The organism is Methyloligella sp. GL2, from assembly GCF_013341275.1.
GTDB lineage: Bacteria > Pseudomonadota > Alphaproteobacteria > Rhizobiales > Methyloligellaceae > Methyloligella.
In genome coordinates, this window is sequence record NZ_CP054476.1 from 2,984,114 (window position 1) to 2,996,260 (window position 12,147).

Consider the following 12,147-nt stretch of genomic DNA (forward strand, 5'->3'; position numbering starts at 1 on the left):
CCTCGATCCCCTAGCGTCTGCGCCTATGGGCGCCGCCACTCGGACGCCTCGCCGGCGCACGCGCCATATGGCTGGGGCTGCGATGGCCGACGCTGGCCTTGCCGCGGTTGGAGAAACTCTTGGCCTTGGCGCCATCGCCCTTGTTGAACGCATTGCCCGAGGGCCGTTTCACTTGCGGCTTGGCTTGGGGCTTAGGTGCGCTCGGCTTCTTGATATTCGGCTTGGCGACATTAGGCTTCGGCGCGCTGGGCTTCTTAATGTCGGGCTTGGCGATCTTCGGCTTCGGAACATTGGGTTTCGGCGCGTTCGGTTTCTTGATATCCGGCGCCTTGCCAATAGCGGGCTTGCCCCCTTGCCCCGGCTTGACGTTGCCGGCGCCCGGCTTCCGCTTCAGCTCCGCCTCAAGATCGCCGACGCTGGGGCGCTTGTCGCCGCCAGGTCCCGGCTTGATATTGCCGATATCGGGACGGTTGGCACCGCCAGGCCCCGGCTTACCGCCGCCGCCCGGGCGATTGGCGAGATCGGGTCCGCCGCCGGGTCCTTTGCCAGGCCCTTTGCCGCCAGGCGCTTTACCTGGTCCACGGCCGCGATAATCAGGCCTTTTATTGGACGTATTGGCCTTGGCGTATTTGTTCTTCACCTGCTGATTGTTGTAGTTCACGCCGCGGCGATGGTAGCTGTTGTGCTGCCAATTGCCGATCTTCACGTTGTTGTCGTGGATGTTGACGTTCCGGTTCACGTTGACCCGGATGTCGTCGTGATGCCAGTCGAAGCCATCGCCCCAGATGGCGTTTCCGATGGCAAAGCCGGCGCTCCAGGCAAGACCGGTGGCAATGGCACCTCCCACCACATAGCCGGGACGCGGCGGAAAATAATAAGGCGGATAATCGGGATAAGCCCAACCGCCATAGACGACCTGCGGCTCGTAATAGGGCACGTAGACGGTCTGGGGCTGGGTCGGCTGGATCACCACGACGGGCTGCTGGTTGACCTCCTGCTGCACCGTCACCGTCTGCTGATCGTTGGATTCCAGCTTGCCGTTCTCCTGGGCCTTTAGGCGCAGGCTCTGCACGGCCGCCATCACGTCGTCCTGCTGGGCCAGCACGGCATCGCCGAGATCCGACGTCCAATCGAGATTCTGGTTCATCATCGAGAGCACGTCGGGCACGGCGGCGAGCGCCTTGATGCTGTTGTCCCAATCCTGCTGATCGACCGCCTCGGTCAGCGCATCGCCCTTCAGATCCTTATGGGCTTCGACCCAGCGCTCGGCCTGCACCACTTCCAGCGGATAAGTAGCGGCGATCAGCACTTGAGCGAGGAGCGGATCGGGATAGAGCGCGATCGGGGCGACGAGCTGCTCGAGCTGCGCTTCGTCGAGAAGCGGCGCGGATTGGTCTCCGGAAGCCGACTCATCCGGCGCGGCTTCTTGCGGCGCGGCGTCTTGTTGGGGCGCGGCGGCGTCGGACGCGGCATCTGCGGGAGCAGTATCTTGGGGAGCAGTTGCCTCGGGTGCAGCCTCTTGCGAGGTGGCATCCTGGGCCAGGACCTGTTGAGCGGAGACCGGCTGGGCCAAGACCGGACCGGCCAACCCGAAAGCCAGAAGCATCGCCAAAACGCTCGGTGTGACTCGCATAACATCTCCGCAACATGGCGCCTCGGCAGGCAGGGGCGAGCTTAGCCCTGCCGGCCACGCCGGTCCATCAAAACGCGCAGACGGGGAACGGCCTCGCGACGATATGGTTGCCGGGCGCGAACGAATAACGTCCTAAGCCACGCCGCCTGGCCAGACCCCCTCACCTGCGGGCATTCGTTCGGACGAATAAGGTATTGCTAAGCATGACCGGGGGAATTCCGCGGTCTGTCTTGATCTTGAAGTTCCAGGGTGATCGCATCCTGGCTTTTCCGGGAGGAGAGGTGACGACTTTGACTAAGCCATCCGTATTTACGAAGGGGCGCGGACGGACAGGCCGGGGGCTTGCAGCCTTCGCCGCCGCGCTCGCTCTCGGTTTCGCCGCGCACTCAGCGCCTGCATCCGCGCAGGAAGCAGACCAGGAAAGCGCGCAGAAGAAGCCGAACATCCTGTTCATCATGGGCGACGATATCGGCTACATGCAGCCGAGCATCTATCACCGGGGCCTGATGGTCGGCGAGACGCCGAATATCGACCGCATCGGCCAAGAAGGGGCGATGTTCACCGATTATTATGCCGAGCAGAGCTGCACGGCGGGGCGCACGGCCTTCTTCACCGGCATGAACCCCTTGCGGGCCGGCATGCTCTTGCCCGAGATCCCCGGCAGCCCGTCCTACCTGCAGCCCGGCACGCCCGCGCTCGCCAAGTTTCTGCTGGATCTCGGCTACAACACCGGCGAGTTCGGCAAGAACCATCTCGGCGATCACACAGACTCGCTGCCGACGGCCCACGGCTTCCAGGAATTCTGGGGCTATCTCTACCATCTCGATGCGATGCAGGGTGTGAGCTTCCCCGACATCAACAAGACGCCGACGGACCAGGCCATCGCGCCGCCTTGCAAGAACACGCCGATCCGCGGCCTGAAGGAAGTGCCCGGTGCGGTGGATCCGGAGACCACGATCTGCCTGACGCCGCCGCGGCCGATGCTCTCCTGCACCTCCTCGGACGGCACCGAGAAGAACCAGACCTGTTCGGACGAAGGTCCGCTCACCCTGGAGCGCTCCAAGACCGTCGACGAGGAAATCTCGGCCAAGGTCATCGACTTCATCGACCGCAACGATCCGGAGAAGACCGGCAAGCCGTTCTTCGTCTGGTACAACCCGGCCCGCATGCACGTGACCACGGTGCTGTCCGACAAATACGCAGCGATGATGGGCGTTGAAGGCGGCAAGGACTGGGGCGCCAACGAAGCCGGCATGAAGCAGATGGACGACAATATCGGCTATGTCCTCAAGAAGCTGGAGGATATGGGCGAGCTCGATAACACCATCATCGTGTTCACCACCGATAACGGTGCGGAGACCATCACCTTCCCCGATGGCGGCGTCACCCCGTTCAAGGGCGGCAAGCTGACCACTTGGGAAGGCGGCATGCGTGCGCCCCTGGTGGTCCGCTGGCCCGGCCATATCGCGCCCGGCACGGTCAAGACCGGCATCGTCTCGGCGCTGGATTGGGTGCCGAGCCTGGTGGAGGTCGCGGGCGGTCCCAAGGACGACACGCTGAAGAAGGAGATCGAGGCGGGGAAATATCCCGGCATCGTCAAGACCACGCTCGACGGCGTCAATCAGACCGACTACCTGCTCGGCAAAGCGGAGGAGTCGCCGCGCGACTACCTGTTCTATTATTCCGGCAAGCAGCCCTCTGCGGTTCGGTACAAGAACTGGAAGCTCTATTTCGCCATGGTCTCCGACGACCCGAGCGGCTTCGTCAACGGGGTGATCCCGTATAGCTGGACCCAGGTGGTGAACATCAAGCGCGACCCGTTCGAGACCTCCATCGGCACCCAGATCAAGACGCTGATGGGTGTCGGCGGCGCGCTCGCCGGGCCGGTCACCGCCTACCAGTATGACTGGAACATCCTGCCGATCGGCCAGGCGATGTGGCTGAAGGAGCTGGAGACCTACAAGGATTATCCGCCGCTGCAGGATCCGGCCAGCTACAACCTGGATCAGGTGATCCAGCAGGTGAAGACCATGCCGACGGCGAGCCACGCCGGCCAGTAGGACGGCTCTCGCTGAGACCTTTGGACGGGCGCCCCTCTCGGGCGCCCGTTTTGCTTTCAGAGCCGGATTGTCCCTCCGCCCCGGCGGGCCCATAGTGCCGCCCTCATTCGCATCAGGAGACCAGCCATATGCAGGATATCACCGGGACTCGACGCAAGACCTCGAAGCGGCGTTTATCGCTTCTCCTTGCGGCGCTGCTCGCAAGCGTTGCCTTGCCGGGAAGCGCCTCTGCCGAGGATGCGGCAAAGCCAATCTCCGAAGCGGTGTTCAAATGCGATGCGGATAAAGCGATCGACGCCACGTTCTACCCGGACAGCGTCGCGCTGACCTTGAGCGATGGGCGCAGCATGACGCTGCCGCAGGTGATCTCCGGCTCGGGTGCGCGCTACGCCAACAAGGACGAGAGCTTCGTGTTCTGGAACAAGGGCGACACCGCCTTCGTCACCGAAGGGCCGGACGAGACCATGACCTTCGAAAACTGCATCGCCGAGACGGATGCGGGCTAAGCCCCTCTATCAATCATAAGGAGACTACATGACTTTTTATCGCGTAACCCGGCGGGCAGCCGCGGCACTGTTTCTTGCTCTCCCGATTGCGCTGTTGAGCGCATTTGCGGGCGAGCGCGTACTCGCAGCGACCCCCGAGGGATGGTCGCGGAAGATGATCGACAAGGGCGACGTGCATCTTGAGATCTTCGAACGCGGCAAGGGCCAGACCGTGCTGATGCATCCCTCGCTCGGACGGCCGGCACAGGATTTCGAGAGCCTCGGCAACTCCGTGGCGGAGGCCGGCTACCACGTGGTTCTGATCAATCCGCGCGGCATCGGCGGGAGCACCGGTCCGATGGAGAATGTGAAGCTGCAGGACCTCGGCAACGACGTCTGGATGGTCGCCGACCAGCTCGGCGAGGACAAGGTCTTCATGCTCGGTCAGAACTTCGGCAACCGCGTCTCGCGCACCGTATCGTCGCTCCAGCCGGACCGGGTGATCGGGCTCATGCTGCTCGCCGCCGGCGGCGAGATCCAGCCGAGCAAGGCGACCTGGGCGGAGTTCCGGAAGATGTACGATCCGAACCTGTCGCCGGCGGAACATCGCGAGGCGGTGATGAGGTCGATGTTCGCGCCTGGCAACAGCCCCGACGCCTTCCTCGACGGCTGGCACACGAAGACGGCGGAGCTACAGACGAAAGCCGCCGAACGCACGAATTTCAAGCCGCTGTTCAATGGCGGCACGGCGCCGGCGCTCGTGGTTCAGGGTCTGCAGGACAAGATTGCGCCGCCCCAGAACGCGTTCGATTTCGTCAGCAACCGTCCCGATGCGCGGCTGGTCGCCTTCCCCAATATGGGCCATGCCATGCTGCCAGAGCAGCCGGAGCATATCGCCCATGCCGTCATCAATTTCCTCAACGATCAGAAGTGAGGGGATGAGCGGCCGCCGGCCGCAATAACGCGAGATGCGAAAACGGGCGCTCCGACGGGGCGCCCGTTTTGTTTGGTCTTTGCCGAAGCTCTTGGCACGCTTGAATTCGTCCCAGGCCTTGGCATCAAATGGCAAGACTTAGGGGGTTTGATAATATTAGTTTTGGCACGAGCTAGAGGATCCGGTCTTCTGCAGCTATTTGTATTTCTTATGTTTTATCGTGCATCTGACCGCTCGGAGGAAACAGGAATGCTGATGAGGCGAGTTTGGTTTAATCGTGGGCTGGCGGGGCTCGGTCTCGCCGCCGGTCTTTATGCCGGTTCTCTGGTTCCGCTGGAAGACGTGGCCAATGCGCAGGAGATGACCGGTGTACCGGGCTCCCCGGCGGCCACCACCACCATCGACGGGCGCTATCTGCCAAACCCACCGCAAGCGTTCCACGGCGAGATCAATCTCAATGCGACCCAGTCGAAGCCCTATTGGCCGGCGCGGGTGGTGCCGCCAAAGGGCGCGCCGAACATCCTCTTGATCATGACCGACGATGTCGGCTTCGCGGCGCCTTCGACCTTCGGCGGGGTGATCCCGACACCGGCGCTGGACCGGATCGCCAATGCAGGGCTGCGCTACACCAATTTTCACTCCACCTCGCTCTGCTCGCCGACCCGCGCAGCGCTGATCACCGGGCGCAATCACCACGCGGTCGGCTTCGGGGTGATCACCGAGCAATCGACGGGCTTTCCCGGCTATAACAGCCTGATCGGGCCGGAGAACGCGACCATTGGCCGGATCCTGCTCGATAACGGCTACCGCACCTCGTGGTTCGGCAAGGACCACAATACGCCCGACTGGGTGGCAAGCCAGGCCGGCCCGTTCGACCAATGGCCGACCGGCATGGGGTTTGAGTATTTCTACGGTTTCGTCGGCGGCGATACGAGCCAGTGGCAGCCGAACCTGTTCCGCAACACCACCGCCATCTACCCCTATGTGGGCGATCCGTCCTGGAACCTGACCACGGCGATGGCGGACGACGCCATCCATTGGCTGAAGCAGCTCAACGATATCGACCCGTCGATGCCGTTCTTCCTGCATTACGTGCCGGGCGGCACCCATGCGCCGCACCATCCGACGCCGGAATGGATCGAGAAGATCACCGACATGCATCTGTTCGACGGCGGGTGGAACCAGCTGCGCGAGACGATCTTCGCCAATCAGAAGAAGCTCGGCGTGATCCCCGAGGATGCGGAGCTGACCTCCTGGCCGGAGAAGCTCTTACGTAAGTGGGATACGCTCTCCGACGAGGAGAAGAAGCTCTATATCCGCCAGGCCAATGTCTATGCCGCCTATCTCGCCTATACCGATCATGAGATCGGCCGGGTGATCCAGGCGGTCGAGGATATGGGCAAGCTCGACGACACGCTGATCATCTATATCAGCGGCGATAACGGCTCGAGCGCGGAAGGGTCCCCAAACGGCACGCCGAACGAGGTGCTGCAGTTCAACGGCATCGAGCTGCCGGTCAAGGACCAGATGAAGTTCTACGACGCCTGGGGCAGCGACGAGACCTATCCGCATATGGCGGTGGCCTGGACCTGGGCGTTCGACACACCGTTCAAATGGACCAAGCAGATCCCCGCCTATTTCGGCGGCACGCGCCAGGGCATGGCGATCTCCTGGCCGAAGCACATCACCGATAAGGGCGGCATCCGCAATCAGTTCAGCCACGTCATCGACATCGTGCCGACCCTGCTGGAGATCACCGGCATTCCGGCGCCTGTGATGGTGGACGGCGTTGCTCAGAAGCCGATGGACGGGACGAGCCTCGTCTACAGCTTCGACAAGGCGAATGCGGACGCGCCCTCGCGCCACCACACCCAGTATTTCGAGATGATGGGCGTGCGCGGCCTCTATCACGATGGCTGGATGCTGAGCACCGTGCCGCAGCGCGCCCCGTGGGTTCTGGTCGGCAAGACCATCGAGGACCCGGCCAACGCCTATAAGTGGGAGCTCTACGACGTCAGCAAGGATTGGACCCAGAACCATAATGTGGCGGACCAATATCCGGAAAAGCTGCGGGATATGCAGCAACGCCTGTGGACCGAGCTGCAAAAGAACCAGGCTCTGCCGCTCGATGCCTCGGTGGCAACGCGCCTCGTCGCGCCGCGCCCGAACGCCACCGCAGGCAAGACCGAGTTCGTCTATTCCGGCGAGACGGTGACGGGCATCCCCCATGGCGATGCGCCGAACCCCTTGAATGCGTCCTACACGATCACCGCCGAGGTGGAGGTTCCGGAAGGCGGCGCCGAAGGGATGATCCATACCAATGGCGGGCGCTTCGGCGGCTACGGCTTCTATCTGAAAGACAGCAAACCGGTCTTCCTGTGGAACCTGCTGGCCCTGAAGCGGGTGCGCTGGGAAGGGAGCGAGCCGCTATCGCCGGGCAAACACACGATCAGCTTCGACTTCAAATATGACGGGCTCGGCATGGGCACTCTCGCCCTCAACGATATGGGCGGAATCGGCAAGGGCGGCACCGGCACTTTGTCGGTGGACGGCAAGATTGTCGCCACACAGAAGATGGACAAGACCGTGCCCTTGACCCTGCAATGGGACGAGACCTTCGATATCGGCGCCGATACCGGAACCCCGGTGGACGATGCCGATTATCACGTGCCGTTCGGCTTCACCGGCAAGCTGGACAAGCTGACCATCTCCGTGGATCAGCCGACGCTTTCGGAAGCCGACATCAAGAAGATCGAGGCCGCTCAAAAAAGCGCAGCCGACGCGAACTAGCCTCGCTTGGCATGCAGCCGATGGACGGCAATATCGGCGATGTACCGAAGACGGGCGCTCCGACGGGGCGCCCGTTTTGTTTTCGGGGGTCTGCGACTAAGCCCCGATCTCTTCGCGCAGGATTTCCAGGTGCAGCCAGTCTTCCTCGCACCTTTCCAGCTCGGCATGGGCTTCGGCGAGGCGCTTGGTCGAGGCGGTGAAGGCCTCGACATCGCGGGTATAGAACTCCGGATCGGCCAGCGCCTGTTCGAGCTTGGCGACTTCCTTATGCAGCTTGTCGATCTGCCGCGGCAGGGTTTTCAGGGCGTGCTGCTCTTTCGGGCTTAAGCGGCGCTTCTGCGGCTTGGGCTGCCCTTTCTCTTCGGCCGCCGCATTGGAGGCTTTCTTCGCGCGCGCCGGCTCCGCCTCGCCGCCCTCTCCGGCGGTGGATTTCTCCATGCCGTAGCCGCGCTGGGCCACCATGTCGGAATAGCCGCCGGCATATTCGATCCATTGCCCCTCCCCCTCATAGGCGACCGTCGATGTGACGGTGCGGTCGAGGAAGTCGCGATCGTGGGAGACCAGGATCACCGTGCCGGGATAGCTCGCCAGCATCTCCTGTAAGAGATCGAGGGTCTCCAGATCGAGATCGTTGGTCGGCTCGTCGAGCACCAGGAGGTTGGACGGATGCGATAGGGCCACGGCCAGCATGGCGCGGCCGAGCTCGCCGCCGGAGAGCGCCTTGATCGGGGTCGGCGCCTGCTCCGGTTTGAACAGGAAATCCTTCATATAGCCGACCACATGGCGGGAGCGGCCGTTGATGATCACCGAATCGCCCTTGCCGCCGGTCAGCGTCGCGGCAAGGCTGCGGTCGAGATCCAGCTTCTCGCGCTTCTGGTCGAGGGTGGCGATCTCCAGATTGGTGCCGAGCTTCACCGTGCCGGCGTCCGGCTGAAGCCCGCCGGTCAGGAGGTTGATCAGCGTAGTCTTGCCAGCGCCGTTCGGCCCGACAATGCCGACCCGGTCGCCGCGGACGATCTTGATGCTGAACTCTTTCAGGATGGTCCGGTCGCCGTAGGATTTGGCGATGCGGTGGGCCTCGATGACGCGCTTGCCCGTCTCGGCCGCCTCCTGCACCTCCAGCTTCACCCCACCGGCGGAGCGGTTGCGGCGGAGCTGATCGCGCTGGCGGCGAAGCGAGCGCAAATCCTCTAGCCGGCGCTGATTGCGCTTGCGGCGGGCGCTGACGCCGTAGCGCAGCCAATGCTCCTCCTGCACGATCTTGCGATCGAGCTTGTGGCGCCCCTTTTCCTCTTCCTCCAGCACCTGATCGCGCCAGGCCTCGAAGCCGGAGAAGCCCTGCTCCAGGCGGCGGGTCTCGCCGCGGTCGAGCCAGACGGTGGCGCGGGAGAGGTTCTCCAGAAAGCGCCGGTCGTGGCTGATCATCACGATGGCCGAGCGGGAGGCTTTCAGCGCCCGTTCCAGCCGCTCGATGGCGAGCAGATCGAGATGGTTGGTCGGCTCGTCGAGCAGCAGGATATCCGGCTCGGCGGCCAGCACCCGGGCGAGCGCGGCGCGGCGCGCCTCGCCGCCGGAAAGCTTGGCCGGGTCTTCATCGCCGGTAAGGCCGAACTCGCCGAGCCAGATGGTCGCCGCGTGGGGATCGTGGCTGGCGGGGAGGCCCGCCTCGACGAAATCGCGGGTGGTGGAGAAGCCGGAAAGATCCGGCGCCTGGGGCAGATATTCCAGGGTGGTGGAAGGCTGCAGGAAGCGGGTGCCGCCATCGGGCTCGATCAGCCCGGCGGCGATCTTGAGAAGCGTGGATTTGCCCGAGCCGTTCCGCCCGACAAGGCACAGCATCTCCCCCGGCCCGACGGAGAGCGTCGCCCCGCTGAGCAGCGGCTTCAGCCCATAGGTCAGATCGATATCTTGCAGAAGAAGGAGCGGTGGCGGAGCCATAGGCGGATTTGCAGCAAAGTGCGGTGCGAAGGCAAGGCGGGAATGACGGGAAATGGTGCCGCAGGGCGCTGCGGGCGAGGCAACGTCATCAATCGGCCCGCCGTTCGCCCCCAGACGACGTGCGAAGGATGGCTACCCACAACCTTTAGTGTTAATTTCGAAGCATCTGGATCTCACACGTATCAGTGCTCTTGGAGCCAGAGAATGAGACACCAGACTTCGAGCCGCCGGCCTGTTGCGTTCTTGCTGTCCGCCCCGGATAGCAAGCTTAGCTCTATTTTACCGACGGCATCTCCCAACCAAACAAAGATCTCTCAGCATGGCGCGGCGCGCAGCGTGGGTGCTTGCCCGCCGTCATCGCCGCTCCCGGAGCAAGAGAGGCATGTGCGCATGAAGGAACAGCAAGGAGGATGCAATGCAAAGGATTGCTACACGTTCAGCGTTGAAACCATGGCACGCCGTCTTGATCGCCGGCGCGGTCATGCTGGGGGTCTCGGCGATGCCGGGCACCGCCACAGCGCAAAACCCCCGCGGCGATACGACCGGCCCGACATCGGCGCCGGGTTACGATCACCCCTGGGACACCATCCATCTGAAGGATGTTAAGCCCGCCGACAACATGTACCCGGCGCTCCAGCGTCCGGAGCAGGAAAAGGCCGCCGACGAGAAGCTTGCCGCATTGGCAAAGAAGACCGGCAAGAAGCCGAACGTCTTCATTTTCCTGATGGACGATACCGGGTTTTCGGACCCCGGCTTTACCGGTGGCGGCGTCACGTTCGGCAATGCGACGCCGAACATGGACAGGTTGGCGAGCGAAGGCCTGACGCTGACCTCAGCCTACTCGACACCGTCCTGTTCCCCGACCCGCGCGACCATCCACACCGGGCAAAACCCGTTGCATCACGGCATTCTGCGCCCACCAATGTATGGCGAGAAGGGCGGTCTCGACGGCGCCATCACAATGCCGATGCTGCTCAAGGAGCTCGGCTACTACACGCAAGGCGTGGGCAAATGGCATATGGGCGAGAACAAGGGCTCGCTGCCGCAGAACACTGGGTATGACGACTATGTCGGCTTCCTCGGCGTCTCGGACATGTACACCGAATGGAGGGATGTCTATTTCAACCCGGAAGTCGCGTTATCGCCTGCTCGCTTCAAGATGATGGAGGAGGATAGCTTCGACCATCACGAGGTGCATTGTACCCCGGCGGACAAGGAGAAGTGCGAGAGCGGCAAGCTGATCGACCTCGACTATATCAAAGACCTCGATCAGCACTGGCTAGAGGTCAGTCTCGACTTCCTCGATAAGCGGAAGGGCGACGATCAGCCCTTCTTGCTTTACCACGCCACGCGCGGCTGCCATTTCGACAACTATCCGAACGATGAGTATGCCGGTAAATCCGCGGCGCGCACGGTGTTCAGCGACTGCATGGTGGAGATGGACGACATCTTCGGGAAAATCATAGACAAGCTGGAGGAAACTGGAGAACTCGAGAACACCTTGGTTCTCTTCCTCGGCGGCGATAACGGTCCTGAATGTGAGGTCCCACCGCATGGCCGCACGCCGTTCCGCGGCTGCAAAGGCTCCCACTGGGAAGGGGGTGTGCGGTCGTCGGTCTTCGCCTATTGGAAGGGCGTGATCGAACCGCATAAGTCGGATGGCTTGTTCGACTTTGCCGACATCCTGCCGACGGTACTCCATCTTGCGGGTGTCCCCGGCGCGGATCTCGCCGGCAAATTCCCCAAGGACCGATATATCGATGGCGTCGATCAGGCCTCTTTCCTGATCGCGGATGACGGCCAGTCGAACCGGCGTAGCCGCCCCTATACCTTGAACCAATATTTTGCCGGCATACGCGTGGACGAGTTCAAATATATCTGGACGGGCGAGATCGAGAATGGCGTCGTCCAGAAAGGCGACTGGGGCGGGTTCAGTGGGGCGCTCTTCACCGATTCCGGTGGGGCCATCATGTTTAATCTCTACACGAACCCGCAGGAGGACGTGAGCATCGGCATCCGTCACATCCCGATGATGGTGCCGGTGATGGGAGCCGCGTCGTTCTATTTGACGGAGCTGGCGAAATACCCGCCGCAGTTCAAGATCGGCTTCCTCAGCAATAATCCCCCGGTTTATAACTTGGCGCCGGAAGCTCGAAAGGCGATGCAGAAGGTGCTCGAAGAGCGGGGACTCGGACGGGCGAACCCGTAAGAGGACGACAAACAAGGACCGCGCTGCCGAGAGCGTAGCGCGGTCCACATTGTGCGTTGCGGACATTTTGAACGCACTTGCCTTGGCGGCGCGGTCTG

7 protein-coding genes are annotated in these 12,147 nt (G+C 62.7%); 5 read left to right on the forward strand and 2 right to left on the reverse strand.

Annotation, left to right across the window (positions count from 1 at the left end; all coding sequences use genetic code 11):
* Nucleotides 1-10 precede the first annotated feature (10 nt).
* Complete coding sequence (locus HT051_RS15060; protein WP_246810103.1) at nt 11-1,633, reverse strand: DUF3300 domain-containing protein; 1,623 nt, start codon at nt 1,631-1,633, stop codon at nt 11-13.
* Nucleotides 1,634-2,088: 455 nt separating this feature from the next.
* On the opposite strand from HT051_RS15060, the gene HT051_RS13875 reads away from it, so the two are divergent.
* From HT051_RS13875 to HT051_RS13890, 4 genes are all read left to right on the forward strand, one after another.
* The gene (locus HT051_RS13875) at nt 2,089-3,693 is read left to right on the forward strand and encodes an arylsulfatase (RefSeq protein ID WP_246810261.1); all 1,605 of its coding nucleotides are present in this window, start codon (nt 2,089-2,091) and stop codon (nt 3,691-3,693) included.
* 128 nt (nt 3,694-3,821) lie between these two features.
* Complete coding sequence (locus HT051_RS13880) at nt 3,822-4,199, forward strand: MliC family protein (protein ID WP_174542585.1); 378 nt, start codon at nt 3,822-3,824, stop codon at nt 4,197-4,199.
* A 154-nt stretch (nt 4,200-4,353) separates the two neighbouring features.
* Nucleotides 4,354-5,112, forward strand: a complete 759-nt coding sequence (locus HT051_RS13885; protein WP_174542586.1) for an alpha/beta fold hydrolase — start codon at nt 4,354-4,356, stop codon at nt 5,110-5,112.
* A 249-nt stretch (nt 5,113-5,361) separates the two neighbouring features.
* Nucleotides 5,362-7,902: a sulfatase-like hydrolase/transferase gene (locus tag HT051_RS13890; RefSeq protein ID WP_174542587.1), complete on the forward strand. Its 2,541-nt coding sequence runs from the start codon at nt 5,362-5,364 to the stop codon at nt 7,900-7,902.
* A gap of 96 nt (nt 7,903-7,998) precedes the next feature.
* Here the strand turns inward: HT051_RS13890 and HT051_RS13895 are convergent, their stop codons facing one another.
* Entirely contained in the window at nt 7,999-9,840 is a 1,842-nt protein-coding gene (locus tag HT051_RS13895) for an ABC-F family ATP-binding cassette domain-containing protein (protein WP_174542588.1), read from the reverse strand.
* Nucleotides 9,841-10,303: 463 nt separating this feature from the next.
* Here HT051_RS13895 and HT051_RS13900 point away from each other — a divergent pair, with 463 nt between their 5' ends.
* Nucleotides 10,304-12,049, forward strand: coding sequence for a sulfatase-like hydrolase/transferase (locus HT051_RS13900; protein ID WP_208454332.1), 1,746 nt, complete (start codon nt 10,304-10,306; stop codon nt 12,047-12,049).
* The last annotated feature ends 98 nt before the right edge of the window (nt 12,050-12,147 follow it).